This window comes from Caballeronia hypogeia, from assembly GCF_001544875.2.
In the GTDB taxonomy this organism is placed as follows: Bacteria; Pseudomonadota; Gammaproteobacteria; order Burkholderiales; family Burkholderiaceae; genus Caballeronia; species Caballeronia hypogeia.
On record NZ_FCOA02000003.1, the window covers coordinates 236,052 to 255,563 of the forward strand.

Below are 19,512 nucleotides of genomic sequence, written 5' to 3' on the forward strand. Positions count from 1 at the left end.
GCGCGCCCTGCCCTACCAGAGCCGCAGGCGGCGCAGCAGGAAGATCGTGATGGCGGCGCAGCCCGTCATCACGCCGACCACGATCCAGAACGCAGCCGGGTCCTTCGTCCCCGGCAAGCCCGCCACGTTCATGCCGAAGATGCCCGTCACGAGCGTGGCGGGCAACAGCAACGCGGACATGATGGCGAGCCACAGCAGCTTGCGGTTCATGTCTTCCGCGAGCGCCGCGGCGATCTCGTCCTGCAGCAGCTTGGCGCGTTCGTAGAGGCCTTCGAGGCCTCCGCCCAGTCCGTTGAGCACCTGAATCGCCTGCACGAGCGATTCCATCGAACGCGGCTCGGCCCATTCGAGCCGGCGCAACACGAGTTGCGTCAGCGCATTGCGTTCCGGATCGATGAAGCGCTTCACCTCCACGATGCGCCGCCGCGCCTCGCCCAAAGTCGAGCGGCATTTGGAATGGCCGCCTTCGAGTACGGTTTCCTCGACGTCGTCGAGACAGTCGCCGATTTCATCGATGCGATCCGCGAAGGTGTCGTTCAGCGCGCGAATCAGCCCCGCGAACAGATCGACGGTGTCGCGGAAAGTCGCGCCTTCGAGCACCGCGTGACGCAGCCGGTCGGTCGACTGCAGCGGCCGCGCGCGCACGGTGACCATGCGGTGCTTGTCGACGTAAAAGCGCAGCGCGCCGGTCGCGCGATTGGCCTCGCGCGCGTCGGGCGCGGCGGCATCGGGCGTCTTGGCGACCAGTTCCAGATCCGCGACCACGCCATACATGAAGTTGCCGCCAATATGCACGCGCGGGCGCTTGTCCTCGCCGTTCAGGAATTCGCGCGCGACATCGGGCATCGAGGTGACGCCTTCGAGCCAGCCTTCGACGGCGTCGTCGTTCGCGGACAGATGCAGCCACGTCGGGCCGGTGCCCGCGATCGACTCGCGCGCTTCGTCCCAGGTCAGCCGGATCGCTTCGCCGCCCGCGAAGCTGAATGCGCTGATGAAGCCCGGCGGCGCCGCTTCGTTGCGCGCAAGCGAGGCGCGCCCGTTCGCGCCGAGTGTGGAAGTCGTATTCAATCTTGCGTTCCCTGCCATTTCCTTTCGATTTCCTCAGTACGCCTTTCAATTTCATTCGATGTGACAGGCGCAGCGGAAATGCATCGTACTAGAACTCGTAACGCCCCCAGAAAAACGCGACGTTACCGTCGTTCAGGCCCGGCAGACGCGGAATGAAGGTCGCCATGATCGAAGCGCGCCGGTAGCGGATCGAGCCGATCGGCAACGCGAGCGGCAACGGCAGGTAATGCGCGACATCGGCGCGCGCCGTGAACCCGACGAAGAACCCGCCGCCCGCCTGCAGGCCGCCCATCACCGGATTCGTGAACCACTGCCGCGCGTAGCCGCCGATCGGCTCGAAGTTGTGATGCGAGTCGGAGAAAGCGAACGCGAACAGAATGTCCTCGTTGCCGTTCGCATCGGTCCAGTGCTTGCCCGCGCCGCCGCCCCACGACCACGGATTCAGCTCGCTGCGATTGCTGTAGCCGTCAATGTGCCAGCCGTAGCCCGTCACGTAGAGATCCCAGGTGCCGTCGTGCACGACGCGCATCACGCGCTCGCACGCCGACGACATCCAGTCCCGCTTGTAATCGCACTCCTTGTCGCCTGCGCGGGCCGCGAGCGGCGCCCACAACAGTGAAACCGTGACCGCCTTGACCAGTGCTTTTTTCATTTCTTTCTGACCGCGTGTCGCCTGGGGGCGCGGCGCTGTCGCCGCCTCGGATCACGCCGCCGCGCGCATCAGGAAGGCGAAACGAACTTGAAATCGACCGGCGAGCCGATCGACAGCTTCTTCGGGTCCGAAGCAAGCTCACCGGTCTGCGGATCGCGACGGAAGAAGTACGCGCTGTCGCTTTCCTGATTACCGACGATGAGCCAGCGCCCCGTCGGATCGATCGCGAATTCGCGCGGCGTCTTGCCGAGCGTCGGATAGCGTTTGACGAGCCTGAGATGACCACTGTCCGGATCGATCGCGAACTGCACGAGCTCGTTCGCGTCGCCTCGATTGGTCGCATAGAGAAAGCGCCCGTCCGGCGACAGATGAATCGCGCCGCCGCCGATCTTGCCGCGGAAGCCCGGCGCGATCATCGACACGGCCTGCGCTTGCGTGAGGTTGCCGTCGCGGTAATTGAAAACGAGCACTGACGCGTTCAGCTCGGTCGTCAGATACGCGTGCTTGCCGCTTGCGTCGAAAACCAGATGGCGCGGGCCCGAGCCCGGTTTGATGGCCGTATAGCGCGCCTCGGTCGGGCCGAACAAGCCGCGGCTCGACGCGGACGGATCGGGCGTGTAGCGGTAGGCGAACACCTTGTCGATGCCGAGATCCTGCGCGAACAGGTATTTGCCATCGGGCGAGAACACGGTCGAGTGGACGTGCGAGTTGTCCTGCCGCCCTTTCACCGGCCCGGCGCCTTCATGATGCACCGTCAGCACCGAGGCGCCGACGCGTCCGTCGGAGGCCAGCGGAAACACCGCGAAGCTGCCGCCCGGATTCGACGCGACCGAGTAGTTGGCCGTGAGCAGATATTTGCCGTCCGGCGAAATGGCGAGATAGCACGGATCGTTGCCATCGGACGAAACGCGGTTGAGGAAGCTCAGCTGGCCGCTCGCGCGATCGAAGCGGAACGCGCTGACGCCGCCGCGTTGCGTCGCCGGACCGTTGTCGCCGGGCAATTCGTTCACTGCGTACACGTAATTTCGATCACTGCTCACGACCAGATACGACGGATTTACTGTCTGCGCCGACGCGATGCGCGACAGCTCGCCACTGCCCGTATCGAAGCGATAGACATAGATGCCCTCGCTCTTGCCGCCGCCGGTGTAGGTGCCGATGAGCAGGTCGTAGACTTCGCCGCTGGCCGCGCCCGTCGCGCCCGCGGCGGACGCGCCGCTCGCCGCGCCAGGCGCGGCCGATGTCTGGGCGAAAGCCTGCGCCGCCGCCAGCGACAGCACCAGCGCCAGACCTTTCGCCCAGGCGACGCGTTTCGCGGTTCCGACCCGCGGCGGGCGCGCGTCTTGCAAGACGGGAATCGGCGGCTGCGCGCCGCGGGGATGGCTCGGGTGCATGAAACCTCCTCATCGTCTCTTTGCTGCTTGTTATCAAGGGCGACGCGCGTAATCGCCAGCATCGCAAGGCCATCGATGTGCGGGAGCAAGTTCCGCTCCAAAGATGTGCGCCGTCCGCGAGAACGCGACCGCCGCCGCAATGCGCCTTGCACGTCAGGTCAACCGACACGATTCGAACCAACAACAGGAGTTGCCGCGATGACTATCCATCTGAGCCTTGGACCGCTGGTCTCGCTGATCGCCGGGATCCTCATTCTGATCATGCCGCGGCTTTTGAATTTCATCGTCGCGATCTATCTGATCGTGATAGGCCTGATCGGGCTGTTCGGCATGGGATCGGCTCATTTCTGAGCGTTGCCTGAGCTATCGCGCGTCAGTCGTTGTGACGCAAATTCGCGCGCGCGGTTCCATGGCGGTACGCCATGCACGCCCATGCGTGCACGCTCGCGCGCGGTCGATCCGCGCGCGGCGCGAAGCGTCACGAAAGGAGGCACGCGAACTGGCCGAGCCCTCTGCGGAACGGTCAGCCGTTGGCCAACTGGTCCAGGCGCAGGCGTCCTTGCAGCGACAACGCGCCGACCGAAACCCCGGCGACGCCGAAGGTGTAGTGGCTGAAGCAGCCGCGCTCCGTGAGGAAAGCGGCGGCGGCGTCCATCGCATTGCGCGACAGACCGAGGTGTTTGTGGTCGAGCGCAAGGAGCGGCCCGGCAGCGGACACTCCGCTCGCGGCGGAAAGAATGGCGATGCAGTCGGCTTTCGACGGATAGAGCATGGGATTCCGTTCCTCGAAACGCTACGTGATGAATCACAAGGGACCGGTCGGCAACGACGGCGAAACCGGCCTGCGCACGACGTACTGGGAAGCGCTGCATGGTCCGCCGGAAGCTTGCCGGGGGCATGCATGAAAGACAACTGAAAGGAAAAAGAGTTTCCGCGTGTTGCGGAATTTGGGAGAAGCACAGCGGCGTCTCACGAAGCTTCATTCTAAACATCAGTCGAATGATTTATCAACGGCGTGACGGAATCAAATCGGGCGCGATCGGCCGTTCGTTCGCGCCTTTCCGCCAAGGCGGCGCGAAGGTGCGCTGCGCCGCCGTTGCGCGTCGCGCTCACGCGTGGCCCGGTTTCCTGCTCGGATCGAACGATTGCGGCAGAATGCGGCCAGAAAGCATGCGTGGTGTCCATGACGTCGATAGACGTGGCGCCACGCTTCGCGCGGGGCGTGCAGCGCGCCCCGCTTCTTTTGCACAACCCGCGGCGCGCTTCCTTGCCGGAACGCGCCGCCAGCAGGAAGAAGTTCGCTTATGCCAGCTTTGATCGAAGACTATGCGATGGTCGGCGACGGCCACACCGCAGCCCTCATCTCACGCGACGGTTCCGTAGACTGGCTCTGTTGGCCGCGTTTCGACTCGGGCGCCTGTTTCGCCGCGCTGCTCGGCGCGCCCGAGCATGGCCGATGGCTTATCGCGCCAGAGATGCCCGACGGCGAAACGCCAGTCATCAAACGCCGCTATCGCGAGGACACGCTGATCCTCGAAACCGATTTCGAGACCTCTCAGGGCGCGGTGACCCTCGTCGACTTCATGCCTTCGCGCAACGGTCATTCGGAACTGGTGCGCATTGTCATCGGTCGGCGCGGCACCGTGCGCATGAAAATGGAACTGGTGCTGCGCTTCGACTACGGCTCGGCCGTGCCGTGGGTCAGCCGCCTGCCCGACGACAGCGGCATTCGCGCGATCGCCGGACCCGATCTCGCGGTGTTGCGCACGCCGGTCGATCTCGTCGGCGAGAACATGCACACGACCGCGTGCTTCGATGTCAAGCCGGGCGAGCGCGTGCCCTTCTCGCTCTGCTATTCGCAGTCGCACCTGCGTCTGCCGCACGCGTCCGACCCGCACACGCAACTCGCGCGCACGGAGAATCACTGGCGCGAATGGTCCGGCCAATGCGAACTCAAAGGCCGCTGGGCGAGCGCGATCCGCCGTTCGCTCATCACGCTGAAGGCGCTCGCTTACGAACCGACGGGCGGCATCGTCGCCGCGCCGACCACGTCGCTGCCGGAGCAGCTCGGCGGCACGCGCAACTGGGACTACCGCTACTGCTGGCTGCGCGACGCGACCATCACCCTGCTCGCCATGATGCGCGGCGGGTACTACGACGAAGCCCGCGCATGGCGCGCGTGGCTAGGCCGTGTGATGGCGGGCTCGCCTTCGCAGATTCAGATCATGTACGGCATCGCGGGCGAACGCCGCCTGCCCGAATGGGAGATTCCGTGGCTGCCGGGTTACGAGGGCGCGGCGCCGGTGCGCATCGGCAATGGCGCGGTCGATCAGTTGCAGCTCGATGTCTACGGCGAGGTGATGAACGCGCTGCACCTGGCGCGCGTCGGCGGCCTGCAAAGCGACGAAACCGCGTGGTCGATCCAGTGCGCCATGCTGCAACACCTCGACACAGTGTGGGAACAACCCGACGAAGGCATCTGGGAAGTGCGTGGCGGCAAGCAACACTTCACGTTCTCGAAAGTGATGGCGTGGGTCGCGTATGACCGCGCGATCAAGTCGGCGGAGAAGTTCGAACTGCCCGGCCCGATCGACCATTGGCGCGAAATGCGCGCGCGCATCCGCGCAGAGGTGCTGAAGAAGAGCTGGAATCCGAAGCTCAACTCCTTCACGCAGGCCTACGGCAGCGATGCGCTCGACGCGAGCCTGCTGCTCATTCCTCTGCTCGGATTTTTGCCGCCAAAAGATCCGCGAGTGACCGGAACCGTACATGCGATCGAGACGAAATTGACGCACGATGGACTCGTGAAGCGCTATCACACCACGGAAGTCGCCGACGGCCTGCCGCCCGGAGAAGGCACGTTTCTGGCTTGTAGCTTCTGGCTGGTCGACAACCTGGCGTTGCAGGACCGGATCGACGAAGCACACCAGATGTTCGAGCGCCTGGTCGGTCTGGCGAACGATGTCGGGTTGCTGGCCGAGGAATACGACACCGTGGCGAAGCGCATGGTCGGCAATTTCCCGCAGGCGTTCACCCACGTGGCGCTGGTGCACACCGGGATGAACCTGATGCGGCACGAAGAGGAAATGGCAAAGGCGACAGGGCAGCCTACCGGCTCGGGAGATCACGATGGCCATGAAAGCCGCGAGGACGCCGATGCCCAAACCGCTGTCGATGCTGCAACAGGAAAATCCTAAAGGACTGTTTTTTCTGGCGAATTAATCAATTCAACGGTAATATTGGTGCAACGCACAAAATATAAGCTGGTGAATGTGTTGTTTCTTGTCCGGCATTTTTAACCGGTTGGTTGAAGAGAACGTTTAATGCGCGGAAAATCTTGCGTCGACTCAAGGCGCGTCGCCTTGGGCCGTTAATTGCGCAGACAGATCTGGCAACAACGCATCATCGCAGGAACAGACAGTGCCCCGGCGCGCGGCGACAGCCCGTCGCGCCGCCGGGGATCATCGAATGCCGTTGAAGCGCATTGCCGGAAGCAGGTTTGCCGGGATCAACGGGCGTACCGGGTTTTACCGGAGTTATCGGGGCAACCATGCTCTATCAAATTCACGAATTCCAGCGAGCCTTGCTGTCTCCCCTCACGGCATGGGCTCAGGCCGCGTCGAAATCCTTCGTCAATCCGGCTAGTCCTCTCGCCTATGTGCCGGGATCGAGCCGGCTGGCCGCCGGTTACGAACTGCTGTACCGGCTCGGCAAGGACTACGAGAAGCCCGAGTTCGAACTTCACCAGATCGTCAAGGACGGTCACAACATTCCGATCGTCGAGCAGACGGTGATCGAGAAGCCGTTCTGCCGTCTGCTGCGCTTCAAGCGCTTCGCCGACGACAGCGCAACCGTCACCAAGCTCAAGAACGAGCCGATCGTGCTGGTGTGCGCGCCGCTCTCCGGCCACCACTCCACGCTCCTGCGCGACACGGTCAAGACGCTGCTCCAGGACCACAAGGTGTACATCACCGACTGGATCGACGCGCGCATGGTGCCGATCGAAAACGGTCCGTTCCATCTGGACGACTACGTCGAGTACATCCAGGAATTCATCCGTCATATCGGCGCGAAGGACTTGCACGTGATTTCCGTGTGCCAGCCGACCGTGCCGGTGCTTGCCGCCATTTCGCTGATGGCGAGCCGTGGTGAGGACACTCCGCGCACCATGACCATGATGGGCGGCCCGATCGACGCGCGCCGCAGCCCGACGTCGGTCAACTCGCTCGCGAACGAACACTCCTACGAGTGGTTCGAGAACAACGTCATCTACACGGTGCCGGCGAATTATCCGGGCGTGGGACGCAAGGTTTATCCGGGGTTCCTGCAACACGCGGGATTCGTCGCGATGAATCCGGAACGCCATCTCACGGCCCACTGGGACTTCTACCAGAACCTGCTGCGCGGCGACGATGACGACGCCGAGCAGCATCGCCGGTTCTACGACGAGTACAACGCCGTGCTCGACATGGCCGCCGAGTACTACCTGGAGACAATCCGCGTCGTGTTCCAGGAATTCCGGCTTGCGGAGGGCACATGGGAAGTCAACGGCGAGATGGTGCGTCCGCAGGACATCAAGCACACCGCGCTCTTCACGATCGAGGGCGAGCTCGACGACATCTCCGGCAGCGGCCAGACGCGCGCCGCCCACGATCTCTGCACGGGCCTTTCGGCGAAGCACAAGCGCCATTTCACCGCCGAGAAAGCTGGCCACTACGGCATTTTCTCGGGCCGTCGCTGGCGCACGATGGTCTACCCGCAGTTGCGCGAGTTCATCCTCGAACACGACAAGACGCCCAAGACGGAAGCCGTGCCCGCATAGTTACGCCCGGGACCGATTCCAGCGTTGCAAATGAAAACATCGCGCCTTGCAAGAGGCGCGATGTTTTTTCTTGGCCGAATTCGCGCCGTCGGCGCAAGCGCGATAACAGCTGCTTATCAGCGGCGTGTCAGATACGCCAGCAGCAATTCTGTATTCATGCGCACGATCTGATCGCGTTGAGACTGCTCGCTGAAATCGAGCCCGAAAGTCGCTTCCAGCGTGAAGCGATTCGAGACGATGTAATAGCCAAGGCCAGAGAGCGTCACATAGAACCTGAGCGGATCGACGTCGGGGCGAAACAATCCGGCTTTTTGGCCGCGATCGAGAATGGCCGTGAGCGTCGTGACGATCGGCGAAATGAGCTCGCGTATCCGGTTCGATCCTTTGATATATCGCGCCTCGTGCAGATTCTCGTTATTGATGAGACGCAATAGCTCCGGATGATCCCGGTAGTAATCCCAGACGAAATGCGCGAGGCGCGTCATGGCTTCGATCGGCGCGACGCCGTCGAGCTCGAGCGTGCGTTCGGCATCGACCAGCGCGGCGAGCGCGTGTTCGAGCACGGCCGTGAATAACTGCTCCTTGCTACCGAAGTAGTAATAGAGCATGCGTTCATTGGTTTCCGCCCGGCGCGCGATCTGATCGACGCGCGCACCAAACAGGCCTCCGGCAGCGAACTCTTCCGCGGCGGCAAGCAAAATGCGACGCCGGGTGCCTTCAGGATCTCTTTTGATTTTCGGCTGATTCATGGTGGCATGATTCGGGAGCCGCGTTGCCGGATTAGCGTCACGCGGCCCGCATTGGGGTACATGACGTGAACGGGCGCTGCCCAGGGTTATTGGGAAACACCGTCCTGCGGTCAAACGGAAAAGCGCTTCGATTATGCGCACATCGAAGAACATTGGCAATTGGGATCGAAGGCCTCCGGTCACCCCGCTTGCCGACTTCGGCGATAATGTCGATCTAAGCCGAGCGCGCGCCCATTCATTCGGGACGCGCGCCGAAAGAAGCAGTGTGCCGTCGTCGTGGACGCCGAAGTGTCAGCAGTCGTTTCGACGCATTCCGGAAGCGAGCCGCGATGCCCCGACTTTCACGCTGCGCCCGTCCCCCGCATCATCGTCATCCCTCGTGACTTCAACCGTTTCCAGCACGCTCGCCGAGCGCATCGAAGACCTGCTGCCGCAGACCCAGTGCACCAAGTGCGGCTATCCCGCCTGCCGGCCGTACGCGCAAGCCATCGCCGCGGGTAAGGCGAATTACAACCGGTGTCCGCCGGGCGGCGCCGAAGGCATCGCGCGGCTCGCGGCGCTTCTCGGCAAGCCCGATATTCCGCTCGATACAACGCATGGCGTGGAGCGCGCACGGCCTGTCGCCGTCATCGACGAGAACGTGTGCATCGGCTGCACATTGTGCATGCAGGCCTGTCCGGTCGATGCGATCGTCGGCGCTGCGAAGCAGATGCACACGGTCATCGCCGAACTGTGCACCGGCTGCGATCTGTGCGTGCCGCCCTGCCCCGTCGACTGCATCGCGATGATCCCCGTCACCGGCGAGCGCACCGGCTGGGATGCCTGGAGCCAGAAACAGGCGGACGCCGCCCGCGTGCGCCACGAGCAACGCGAGGCGCGTCTCGAACGCGAGCGCGCGGCGGCCGAGGCGCGGGCGAATGCGCGACAGGCGGCGCGCACGGCGCAGGCTACGCCCGAGACGAATGTAGAAGCGCAATCGGAAAAGCCCGCCACGAACGAAACAAATACCGACGCCGAAGCGAAGAAACGCGCGATCATCCAGGCCGCGCTCGAACGCGCCCGCAAGAAGAAGGAAGAGATGGCGCGGCAGGGCGCGGGCCCGAAGAATACCGAGCACGTGAGCGCCGCGGTGCAGGCGCAGATCGATGCCGCCGAAGAACGGCGTCGCCGGCTCGGGTTGTCGGAAGGCAAATCGGAAGACAAGAATGCGTCGCAGCCCGACGACGACAAAACCGCGTGAGCACGGATCACGAACCATGAACGCCACGAAGCGCCGCGCCATTTACGAGACGTTGCAGAGCCTCGATCCGCATCCGACGACCGAGCTCGAATACACGACGCCGTTCGAACTGCTGATCGCCGTGATGCTGTCGGCGCAGGCCACCGATGTCTCCGTGAACAAGGCAATGCGCAAGATGTTCCCTGTCGCCAACACGCCGGCCGCGGTGCTCGCGCTGGGCGAGGAAGGCGTGTCGGAATACATCCGCACGATCGGGCTCTATCGCACGAAGGCGAAGAACGTGATCGCGACGTGCCGGATTCTGATCGACCAGCATGGCGGCGAGGTGCCCGATGATCGCGAGGCGCTGGAGGCGCTGCCGGGCGTCGGCCGCAAGACGGCGAACGTCGTGCTGAACACCGCGTTCGGGCAACCGACCATCGCCGTCGATACGCATATCTTTCGCGTCGCGAACCGCACGGGGCTCGCGCCCGGCAAGGACGTGCGCGCGGTCGAAACGGCGCTCGAGAAGTTCACGCCGAAGGAGTTTCTGCAGGACGCGCATCACTGGCTGATCCTGCACGGGCGCTACGTGTGCAAGGCGCGCGTGCCGGAGTGCTGGCATTGCGCGATCGAGCCGCTGTGCGAATATCGGCCGAAGACGCCGGCGCCCGTCGAATGAGCAGGCGAAGGCTTCGCGATCTACAATGACGGGTCGAGAAACCCGCAATCGAATCAATACCTTATGTTCAATCCCAGCCGCGACGAAGTTCGCCAGTTCTTTACCGAAACCTGGCGCAAGGAGCGCGCCGGCGAGATCCTGACGCCGCTCGAGAGCATGGCCGCCGACTGGATCGGCGAGCATCCCGAGTATCACGACGCGCTCGCCAACCCGGATGCGCGCGAGGCCGACTATTCGCCGGATCGCGGCCAGACCAATCCGTTTCTGCATCTGTCGATGCATCTCGCGATCAGCGAGCAACTGTCGATCGATCAGCCGCCGGGCATCCGCCGCGCGCACGACCGGCTCGTCGCGCGTCTCGGTTCTCCGCACGACGCGCAGCACGCGATCATGGACTGCCTCGGGCAGGTGATCTGGGAAGCGCAGCGCTCGGGCACGCCGCCCGATACCGATGCGTATCTCGCGCTCATCGAACGGCGTGCTTCGCGCGACTAAGCAACGACGCATCGAGAGCGCATGCACCAAAACAAACACCCCGCATGCGCGGGGTGTTTTGCCTGACCGCCTGCGCGCGGAGAACCGCGCGCCCGGCTTACTTCTTCAGCACGAGACTGCCGTCGAGCGATTCGATGTAAGCCGCGAGGTCCTTCAGATCGCCCTGCGACAGGCTCTGAACCTGAGCCGCCATGATGGCGTTGTTGCGGCCGAAATTCGGATTGCCGTTGCCGATCTGATACTGGCGCAATGCCCAGTAGATGTAGGTCGCATGCTGACCCGCGAGACGCGGATACTCACCGCTCACCGGCTTGTTGAGGCCGGGGCCGTGACAGGCCGCGCAGTTGTGGCTGTCGGAAAGCGCCTTGCCGTTCGAGACGTCGGCGGCGTGCGCGCTGCCGAACACCGTCATGCCGATCAGCGCCGCTGCCGCGCCTGCTGCCTTGAAGCTTGAGTGAAGTGCCTTGGAGGGCTTCATGAATTCTCCTACCCGTTGTCGCTTTGCGTTGTCACGCGCGGATTACTTGTCGGGATTGTTCTTCGATTGGGGAGTTTGCGCGGCGTAGTACGCGGCGATATCGGCGATGTCCTGATCCGACAGCGTCGTCGCGATGGCGCGCATGGTGTCGAAATGACGGTCGCCCTTCTTGTAGGCATGCAGTGCATTGGCGATGTACTGCGCGTTCTGGCCGCCCAGCATCGGCACTTCATAGACTTCGGGGTACGCAGTCCGATAGCCCGGGATGCCGTGGCAGCCGATGCACATCGCGACCTTGCCCTCTGCGGCCTTCGCGTTGCCGACGACGTCGGCCGACGCCTGGGTCGCGAAGCCGGCGAGACCCGACAGCGCTGCAATCACGGCACATTTGCCGACGAAATTGTTCATAGCTCTTCTAACCTGGCTTGAGGGGAAATCCGGCGCTCACAAGGCCGCGGCCCGCGCCGAGCGCATTACAAGCTTCTCGGGACTGTTTGCTGCTACGGGGTCTGTCGCCACGCAGGCCAAAAAAATCGCGCTAATTGTACCGCGCGACCTACCCTCCGTCCACACGCGAACCGCGCAGAAGCCCTGCCGACAAGGGGAATCGGCTGAAAAGCAGCAGATCTCACTGCGACAATTCGTCCCTGTACAAGCGATGAACCCGCCTGCGCGCTCGCTTTCGACGACATCGGACGAACGGCCGAATCCGTCCGTGGAGCGGCTCAAACGATACCCGGCGGGGCTCAGTGCGGAAAGGTCTTCTGACTTATACTGGGATTTTTTCTCCGACCGGATCTTCGTCATGCGTTTCGAAGGCTCATCGCAATACGTCGCAACCGACGATCTCAAGCTCGCGGTGAACGCCGCGATGACGCTGCAGCGGCCGCTGCTCATCAAGGGCGAACCCGGCACCGGCAAGACCATGCTCGCGGAGGAAGTCGCGGGAGCGCTCAAGATGCCGCTCCTGCAATGGCACATCAAATCGACGACGAAGGCGCAACAGGGCCTCTACGAATACGACGCCGTCTCGCGCCTGCGCGACTCGCAACTCGGCGACGAACGCGTGAAGGACATCCGCAATTACATCGTCAAAGGCGTGCTGTGGCAGGCGTTCGAGTCGGACCAGCAAAGCGTGTTGCTGATCGATGAGATCGACAAAGCCGACATCGAATTTCCGAACGACCTGTTGCGCGAACTCGACCGCATGGAGTTCTACGTCTACGAAACGCGCGAGCTCGTGCGGGCGAAGCATCGGCCGCTCGTCATCATCACGTCGAACAACGAGAAGGAGCTGCCCGACGCGTTCCTGCGCCGCTGCTTCTTCCACTACATCAAGTTCCCGGACGCCGAGACGATGAAGGCGATCGTCGAAGTGCACTTTCCGAACATCAAGCAGGAGCTGCTCGCAGCCGCGATGCAGAGCTTCTTCGAGTTGCGCCAGGTGTCGGGGCTGAAGAAGAAGCCGTCCACGTCCGAACTGCTCGACTGGCTCAAGCTGCTGCTCGCCGAAGACATTCCGCCCGAAGCGCTGCGCTCGGAAGACCAGAAGCAGATCGTTCCGCCGCTGCATGGCGCGCTGCTCAAGAACGAACAGGACGTCGCACTGTTCGAGCGTCTTTTGTTCATGAACCGCAACCATCGCTAAGACAGCAACATGAGCCGCTGGATCGAACCCGTCACGCTGGAAGGCGAATACGTGAAGCTCGTGCCGCTCACGCTCGAGCACGAACAGGCGCTCACCGCCGCCGCCAGCGACGGCGAATTGTGGAAGCTCTGGTACACCTTCGTGCCCTCGCCCGACAAGACGCGCGCCTATATCGAGACCGCGCTCGACATGCGCGACCGGCTCGGCGCGCACCCCTTCGCGGTAATCGATACGAAAACCGGCGAGATCGTCGGTTCGACGCGTTACTTCGCCGTCGAGGAAGCGCACCGGCGGCTGGAAATCGGCCATACGTGGTACGCCAGGCGCGTGCAAAAAACGCCGCTCAACACCGAAGCCAAGCTGCTCCTGCTCACGCACGCGTTCGAGAAGCTGAACGCCATCGCCGTGGAGTTCCGCACGCATTTCATGAACCACGCGTCGCGCACGGCGATCGCGCGGCTAGGCGCCAGACAGGACGGCATCCTGCGCAACCACCAGATCGGAAAAGACGGCGTGCTGCGCGACACCGTCGTGTTTTCCATCATCCAGTCCGAGTGGCCGGCGGTGCGCGCCAATCTCAATTTCCGGCTCGACCGCTGAACCGCGATGGAGAGCGCGCCATGCTGATCGACTTCTTCTACTCGTTGCGCGATGCGAAGCTGCCCGTCTCCGTCAAGGAATATCTGACGCTGCTCGAAGGGCTGAAAGCGCAGGTCATCTCGCCATCGCTCGACGAGTTCTACTTCCTCGCCCGCATGACGCTGGTCAAGGACGAGAAGTACTTCGACAAGTTCGATCGCGCGTTCGGCGCGTATTTCCATGGCGTGACGCAACTGCCCGACGAGGCCTTCGACATCCCTCTCGACTGGCTGAAGAAGCGGCTCGATCGCGAGTTCACGGCGGAGGAGAAGAAGCGCATTGAGGCGCTCGGCGGTCTCGACAAGCTGATGGAACGCCTCAAGGAACTGATGGACGAGCAGAAAGGCCGTCACGAAGGCGGCAACAAGTGGATCGGCACGGGCGGCACGTCGCCGTTCGGGCATGGCGGTTACAACCCGGAAGGCATTCGCATCGGCGGGGAGTCGTCGGGGAATCGCACGGCCGTGAAAGTGTGGGACGAGCGCGCCTACAAGGACTACGACGATCAGGTCGAAATCGGCACGCGCAACATCAAGGTCGCGCTGCGGCGGCTGCGGCGCTTCGCGCGCGAAGGCGCGGCTGAAGAGCTGGACCTGCCCGACACGATTCGCAGCACGGCCGCCAACGCGGGCTGGCTCGACCTGAAGATGGTCCCCGAGCGGCACAACAACGTGAAAGTGCTGATGCTGCTCGACGTCGGCGGATCGATGGACGATCACATCAAGCGAGTCGAGGAGCTGTTCTCCGCAGCGAAGGCGGAGTTCAAGCATCTGGAGTTCTATTACTTCCACAACTGCGTGTACGACTATCTGTGGAAGCACAATCGCCGCCGTCACGCGGAACGCACGCCGACCTACGACGTGCTGCACAAGTTCACGCCCGACTACAAGCTGATCTTCGTCGGCGACGCGACCATGAGCCCCTATGAGGTACTGCAGCCGGGCGGTTCGGTCGAGTACAACAACGCCGAGGCGGGCGCGGTGTGGCTGCGCCGTCTGGCCGATCAGTTTCCGCATCACGCCTGGCTCAATCCCGAGCCCGAGCGGCTGTGGGAATACCGGCAGTCGATTTCCGCGATTCGCAACGTGCTCGGCAATCGCATGTACCCCCTGACGATGGCCGGCCTCGAAGCCGCAATGCGCGCGCTGTCGAAATAAGAACTCGAAAATGAAAACGTCCACCTCGGCGCCCGCTGCGCCGCGTTTCCTCTTTGACACGTCTGTCTCGACCATCGTCGCCGGCTTCGTCGCGATGATGACCGGCTACACCAGTTCGCTCGTGCTGATGTTTCAGGCGGGTCAGGCCGCGCATCTGAGCGACGCGCAGATTTCCTCGTGGATCTGGGCGCTCTCGATGGGCATGGCCGTCTGCACGATCGGCCTGTCGCTGCGCTATCGCGCGCCGATCGTCGTCGCGTGGTCGACGCCGGGCGCGGCGCTGCTCGTCGCGTCGCTGCCGAACGTCGCCTATGCCGACGCCATCGGCGCATTCATCGTCTGCGCCGTGCTGCTCACGGCCGTCGGCCTGACCGGCTGGTTCGACACGCTGATGAAGCGCATTCCGTCGGGCATCGCCGCGGCGCTGCTCGCGGGCATCCTGTTCGAGATCGGCATAGAGATCTTTCGCGCGGCGGAGCATCGCACTGCGCTCGTGATCGTGATGTTCTTCACATATCTCGCAGGTAAACGCTTCGTGCCGCGCTACGCGATTCCGGCGACGCTCCTCGCGGGTATCGCGCTCGCGGGCGCGCTCGGGCTGCTCGACTTCTCGCGCTTTCATGTAGCGCTCGCGCATCCCGTCTTCACGAGGCCCGCGTTCTCGCTGGCGTCGGCGATCAGCATCGGCATACCGCTGTTCGTCGTCGCAATGGCGTCGCAAAACGTGCCGGGCATCGCCGTGCTGCGCGCGGACGGCTACACGACGCCTTCCGCCCCGCTCATCTCGACGACCGGCATCGCCTCGCTCGTGCTCGCGCCGTTCGGCTCGCACGGCGTCAATCTCGCCGCCATCACCGCCGCCATCTGCACCGGCCGCGAAGCGCACGAGAATCGCGACAAGCGCTACACGGCGGCCGTCTGGTGCGGCGTCTTCTATCTGATCGCGGGCACCTTCGGCGCGACCATCGCGGCGCTGTTCGCGGCCTTTCCCAAGGAACTCGTCGTCTCGGTCGCGGCGCTCGCGCTGTTCGGCTCGATCATGAGCGGCCTCGCCAATGCGATGCAGGACGCCCGTCAGCGCGAACCGGCGCTCGTCACGTTCATGGTGACGGCCTCGGGTCTGACGCTGGCGTCGATCGGCCCGGCGTTCTGGGGGCTGATCGCGGGTGTCGTGACACATTTCGTGCTCAACGCCGGACGGCAACAACGCGGAGCCTAAAATGACGGAATCGGCCCTTTTTCCGGCCGACATCGCTCCGCAACAGATTTTCCGAGTTTCCTTCCGTCATGGCTTTGATCGACAAACTGCTGGCGCGCAGCGCGCCCGCCGGCGCCCCGAAACGCAAGACCATCGTGCGCGTGCTGCTCGACGACGCCGGGATCGTGCAAGACGTCGTGTTGAAGATGAGCTGCGGCGACACGACGAAAGACACGCATGCAGTCGACGAAGTTCGCAAGATGCGCTTCGCGCGCGGCCAGCTCGGCTCCGGCACGGTGCGGCGCTGGCACGAGCTCGCCTACGCGGCGGATTGAACGCGGACTCGCGCGCCCTGTCGAAACCGTCTCGCGCGGCGTCAGCGCGTTTGCCGCGCTCGGGACTAGAATGAGGGAATGAATCAGAGGCGCGCCGCGCGAAGGAAGTCGCCGCGCGGCGTCGCAATCATGGGCAATCCGCGGGTTACCGCAATTTGACAAGGCGCACGCGCCTGAGACTCGACATGACATCCGCTCTCGACCAGCTCAAGCAATACACGACCGTCGTCGCCGACACGGGCGACTTCCAGCAATTCATCCAGTTCAAGCCGCAGGACGCGACCACGAATCCTTCGCTGATTCTGAAGGCCGTCCAGAAGGACGACTACAAGCCGCTGCTCGAAAAGACCGTCAAGGAGCACGCGAAGAAGCCGATGCCGCAGATCATCGACAATCTGCTCGTGGCGTTCGGCACCGAGATTCTGAAAATCGTCCCGGGCCGCGTCTCGACCGAAGTCGATGCACGACTTTCATTCGACACCAAAGCATCAATCGACAAGGGACGCGAGATCATCAAGCTGTATGAGAACGCCGGCGTCGACCGCAAGCGCGTGCTCATCAAGCTCGCTTCCACGTGGGAAGGCATCCGCGCGGCGGAAGTGCTGCAGAAGGAAGGCATCCACTGCAACATGACGCTGCTGTTCTCGCTGGCGCAAGCGGTCGCCGCAGCCGAAGCGGGCGCGCAACTGATCTCGCCGTTCGTGGGCCGCATCTACGACTGGTACAAGAAGTCCGCGGGCGCGGAGTGGGACGAAGTGAAAAACGGCGGCGCGAACGATCCCGGCGTGCAGTCGGTGCGACGCATCTACTCGTACTACAAGAAGTTCGGCTACAAGACCGAGGTCATGGGCGCGAGCTTCCGCACGGTGAGCCAGATCACCGAGCTCGCGGGCTGCGATCTGCTGACGATCAGCCCCGATCTCCTGAAGAAACTCGCCGACAGCAACGACAAGGTCGAGCGCAAGCTTTCACCGGAGAACGTGAAGAACGAGAACATCGAGAAGATGGCCGTCGACGAACCCACCTTCCGCTTCCTCGTCAACGACGACGCCATGGCGACCGAAAAGCTCGCGGAAGGCATCCGCGCGTTCGCCGCCGATGCAATCAAGCTCGAAAAGCTGATCGCCGCGTTGCAGTGACGCCCTTCCCGCCCGAGGACGCGTGAAGATTCGTCCGCGTCCGATGGCCAGGGATGCGTCAGAGAGACCGCAAACGAACCAATTCATTGGTTCGATTTGCGGTTTTTTTTGTTGCGCCGATTCTTGACGCAATTTGACTTTTTCCGAGTCGGCATGGCATTTCGTTGCAATAGACTTTCGAGCTTTGGCGGCATGTCCGCTTCTCATGCACGGAGTCTTTCGGTCATGCAACTAGATACCTATGTTTTCTTCAACGGCGAGTGCGCCGCGGCGCTCGAACTCTATCAGGCCGCGTTCGGCGCGCAGATCGTGGCGCTGGTCCGCTTCCGGGACGCGCCGGACGGCGGCAATGCCCCGGCTGACTGGCAGGACAAAGTCATGCACGCCGTCTTCTGCGTCGGCCCGAATGCGATTCTGGTTTCAGACGGTCGTTACGGACAGCCCCGCAGCGACTATGCGGGCTTCACGCTGTCGATCTCCGCGGACGATGCGCAATCCGGCGAGCGCATCTTCAACATGCTCGCGGACGGCGGCACGATTCTCACGCCGTGGCAATCCACCTTCTGGACGCACGGTTTCGGCATGCTGACGGATCGTTTCGGCGTGCCCTGGCTCATCAACGTCGTCAACGAAAGCGAAGCGCAGGCAGCCGCTGCCTGAGCGCCAGGCATCTCAACCGTTGAGCGGCCGCGCGCCTTCGATATTCCACTGCCGCTCGATCTCCGACAGACGCAGCCGCAAGCGTTCCACCTGCTCGACGAAGCGCATCGCGAGCCAGTGCATGCCCTGCGTCGTTTCGTTGCCGTGGTCCGGGCAGGGTTGCGGCGCCGCTTGCGAATCCACCGTGCGGTAAAGCAGGCCGACACGCCCGAAACGCAGCGCGCGCGCCATCTGCAAAAGCTGCTGCCGCACCGCGTACTCGCGCGGTGAACACGCGACCGCGAAGCGGCTCGGCGACGCGCCCGAGACTTCCGGCATCGACATCACCAGCATTTCCAGCGCCGCGAGAATCGAGCGATGCAGCCGCTGGATTTCCTCCAGCCGCGCGATCGGCACATCGGTTTCCTTCGAGACCGACTCCATCAGCCCGCGCGACTGCACGAGACGCTGGCTCATCGCGAAGAAGCGGCGCGCGGTTTCCTCCGCGTGAAGCGGCGTGCCGTCGAGCAGACTGCCGTAGATCTTCGCGCATTCGCGCAGATTGTCCGCGAGCCGATAGCGCCACGAATAGGTCGCGTATTGCGGCAGCACGAACGAGAACGCCAGCGCGATCACCACGCCGATCATCACATTGGCCGTGCGCCACAGGCCGGTGGTGAACGGCAGGTCGCCATGTCCGGAGACGATGACCATCGTGATGCCCGTGAGCAGCGCGACATAGCCCGCCTTGCCGATCGCGTAATAGGCGCAGCCGCCCGCGATCACGCACATCAGCACGAAGAACACCATCAGCGAGCCGGTCAGCGTCTGGGCGAGAATGAGGACGAGGCCGAAGCCCGCGCCGAGCATCGTACCGATGGCGCGCTCACCCGCCTTCTTGCGGATGTTGCCGTAATGTTGCAAGCCGCCCACCACGACCAGCACCGAGACTGTCGCCCACACGCCGTGCGGCACGTCGATTCCTGTGGTGACGGCGATCGACATCGCCACGGCAAGCCCGACGCGCAAACCGTGAATCAGATTGGCGTGCCGGTAACGGAAGTACGGCGAGCCGATCCAGTGAAGCAGGCGCGAGACACGGCCGCGCCTGAGTGAGCCCGATGTCGGAGAAAGCATGGTTCGCTCGCGTCGATGAAGACACCCGCCTGTCACGAAGGCCGCCGGAAAGCACAACGCC

22 protein-coding genes are annotated in these 19,512 nt (G+C 63.4%); 14 read left to right on the top strand and 8 right to left on the bottom strand.

Going from position 1 to position 19,512, the window contains the following annotated elements; all coding sequences use genetic code 11:
* Positions 1-12: 12 nt before the first annotated feature.
* The 3 genes from AWB79_RS07125 to AWB79_RS07135 all read right to left on the bottom strand — a co-directional run bounded on the left by AWB79_RS07125 (position 13) and on the right by AWB79_RS07135 (position 3,114).
* Positions 13-1,068 carry a transporter gene (locus tag AWB79_RS07125; RefSeq protein WP_232470838.1) on the bottom strand — a complete coding sequence of 352 codons (1,056 nt, stop codon included), beginning with the start codon at positions 1,066-1,068 and terminating at the stop codon, positions 13-15.
* Positions 1,069-1,156: 88 nt separating this feature from the next.
* Complete coding sequence (locus tag AWB79_RS07130) at positions 1,157-1,720, bottom strand: antimicrobial peptide resistance and lipid A acylation PagP (RefSeq protein WP_061166701.1); 564 nt, start codon at positions 1,718-1,720, stop codon at positions 1,157-1,159.
* Between the two features lie 68 nt (positions 1,721-1,788).
* The gene (locus AWB79_RS07135) at positions 1,789-3,114 is read right to left on the bottom strand and encodes a lactonase family protein (RefSeq protein ID WP_061166702.1); all 1,326 of its coding nucleotides are present in this window, start codon (positions 3,112-3,114) and stop codon (positions 1,789-1,791) included.
* Between the two features lie 198 nt (positions 3,115-3,312).
* Between AWB79_RS07135 and AWB79_RS38075 the strand changes: the two genes are divergently transcribed.
* The gene (locus AWB79_RS38075) at positions 3,313-3,465 is read left to right on the top strand and encodes a DUF3096 domain-containing protein (RefSeq protein WP_074168899.1); all 153 of its coding nucleotides are present in this window, start codon (positions 3,313-3,315) and stop codon (positions 3,463-3,465) included.
* A 172-nt stretch (positions 3,466-3,637) separates the two neighbouring features.
* Here AWB79_RS38075 and AWB79_RS07140 read toward each other — a convergent pair whose 3' ends face one another.
* Positions 3,638-3,886, bottom strand: coding sequence for a hypothetical protein (locus tag AWB79_RS07140; protein WP_061166703.1), 249 nt, complete (start codon positions 3,884-3,886; stop codon positions 3,638-3,640).
* On the opposite strand from AWB79_RS07140, the gene AWB79_RS40770 reads away from it, so the two are divergent.
* The 3 genes from AWB79_RS40770 to AWB79_RS07155 all read left to right on the top strand — a co-directional run bounded on the left by AWB79_RS40770 (position 3,885) and on the right by AWB79_RS07155 (position 7,936).
* Positions 3,885-4,019 carry a hypothetical protein gene (locus tag AWB79_RS40770; protein WP_269767919.1) on the top strand — a complete coding sequence of 45 codons (135 nt, stop codon included), beginning with the start codon at positions 3,885-3,887 and terminating at the stop codon, positions 4,017-4,019. The genes AWB79_RS07140 and AWB79_RS40770 overlap by 2 nt on opposite strands.
* Positions 4,020-4,418: 399 nt before the next feature.
* Positions 4,419-6,311 (top strand): glycoside hydrolase family 15 protein, encoded by a 1,893-nt coding sequence (locus AWB79_RS07150; protein ID WP_061166705.1) that lies wholly within the window; start codon positions 4,419-4,421, stop codon positions 6,309-6,311.
* Between the two features lie 353 nt (positions 6,312-6,664).
* The gene (locus AWB79_RS07155; protein WP_061166706.1) at positions 6,665-7,936 is read left to right on the top strand and encodes a polyhydroxyalkanoate depolymerase; all 1,272 of its coding nucleotides are present in this window, start codon (positions 6,665-6,667) and stop codon (positions 7,934-7,936) included.
* A 116-nt stretch (positions 7,937-8,052) separates the two neighbouring features.
* Here the strand turns inward: AWB79_RS07155 and AWB79_RS07160 are convergent, their stop codons facing one another.
* Positions 8,053-8,685: a TetR/AcrR family transcriptional regulator gene (locus AWB79_RS07160; protein ID WP_061166707.1), complete on the bottom strand. Its 633-nt coding sequence runs from the start codon at positions 8,683-8,685 to the stop codon at positions 8,053-8,055.
* Between the two features lie 379 nt (positions 8,686-9,064).
* Between AWB79_RS07160 and rsxB the strand changes: the two genes are divergently transcribed.
* From rsxB to AWB79_RS07175, 3 genes are all read left to right on the top strand, one after another.
* Positions 9,065-9,925, top strand: a complete 861-nt coding sequence (gene rsxB, locus AWB79_RS07165; RefSeq protein WP_061167001.1) for an electron transport complex subunit RsxB — start codon at positions 9,065-9,067, stop codon at positions 9,923-9,925.
* 16 nt (positions 9,926-9,941) lie between these two features.
* Entirely contained in the window at positions 9,942-10,586 is a 645-nt protein-coding gene (nth, locus tag AWB79_RS07170) for an endonuclease III (protein WP_061166708.1), read from the top strand.
* Between the two features lie 63 nt (positions 10,587-10,649).
* Positions 10,650-11,081 (top strand): DUF1841 family protein, encoded by a 432-nt coding sequence (locus AWB79_RS07175; RefSeq protein WP_061166709.1) that lies wholly within the window; start codon positions 10,650-10,652, stop codon positions 11,079-11,081.
* 97 nt (positions 11,082-11,178) lie between these two features.
* On the opposite strand, the gene AWB79_RS07180 is transcribed toward AWB79_RS07175, so the two are convergent.
* On the bottom strand, positions 11,179-11,559 hold the full coding sequence (locus tag AWB79_RS07180; protein WP_061166710.1) for a c-type cytochrome: 381 nt from the start codon (positions 11,557-11,559) through the stop codon (positions 11,179-11,181).
* Positions 11,560-11,601: 42 nt separating this feature from the next.
* Positions 11,602-11,967, bottom strand: coding sequence for a c-type cytochrome (locus AWB79_RS07185; protein WP_061121774.1), 366 nt, complete (start codon positions 11,965-11,967; stop codon positions 11,602-11,604).
* 397 nt (positions 11,968-12,364) lie between these two features.
* Here AWB79_RS07185 and AWB79_RS07190 point away from each other — a divergent pair, with 397 nt between their 5' ends.
* From AWB79_RS07190 to AWB79_RS07220, 7 genes are all read left to right on the top strand, one after another.
* Positions 12,365-13,207: an AAA family ATPase gene (locus AWB79_RS07190; protein WP_061166711.1), complete on the top strand. Its 843-nt coding sequence runs from the start codon at positions 12,365-12,367 to the stop codon at positions 13,205-13,207.
* A 9-nt stretch (positions 13,208-13,216) separates the two neighbouring features.
* Positions 13,217-13,807 (top strand): GNAT family N-acetyltransferase, encoded by a 591-nt coding sequence (locus AWB79_RS07195; protein WP_061166712.1) that lies wholly within the window; start codon positions 13,217-13,219, stop codon positions 13,805-13,807.
* A 20-nt stretch (positions 13,808-13,827) separates the two neighbouring features.
* Positions 13,828-15,003, top strand: coding sequence for a vWA domain-containing protein (locus tag AWB79_RS07200; RefSeq protein WP_061166713.1), 1,176 nt, complete (start codon positions 13,828-13,830; stop codon positions 15,001-15,003).
* Between the two features lie 10 nt (positions 15,004-15,013).
* Positions 15,014-16,222, top strand: coding sequence for a benzoate/H(+) symporter BenE family transporter (locus AWB79_RS07205; RefSeq protein WP_061166714.1), 1,209 nt, complete (start codon positions 15,014-15,016; stop codon positions 16,220-16,222).
* Between the two features lie 68 nt (positions 16,223-16,290).
* On the top strand, positions 16,291-16,536 hold the full coding sequence (locus AWB79_RS07210) for a hypothetical protein (RefSeq protein ID WP_061166715.1): 246 nt from the start codon (positions 16,291-16,293) through the stop codon (positions 16,534-16,536).
* A gap of 185 nt (positions 16,537-16,721) precedes the next feature.
* Positions 16,722-17,675, top strand: a complete 954-nt coding sequence (tal, locus tag AWB79_RS07215) for a transaldolase (protein WP_061166716.1) — start codon at positions 16,722-16,724, stop codon at positions 17,673-17,675.
* Between the two features lie 225 nt (positions 17,676-17,900).
* Positions 17,901-18,335, top strand: a complete 435-nt coding sequence (locus AWB79_RS07220) for a VOC family protein (RefSeq protein ID WP_061166717.1) — start codon at positions 17,901-17,903, stop codon at positions 18,333-18,335.
* A gap of 12 nt (positions 18,336-18,347) precedes the next feature.
* Here AWB79_RS07220 and AWB79_RS07225 read toward each other — a convergent pair whose 3' ends face one another.
* Positions 18,348-19,451 (bottom strand): FUSC family protein, encoded by a 1,104-nt coding sequence (locus AWB79_RS07225; RefSeq protein WP_061166718.1) that lies wholly within the window; start codon positions 19,449-19,451, stop codon positions 18,348-18,350.
* Between the last annotated feature and the right edge of the window lie 61 nt (positions 19,452-19,512).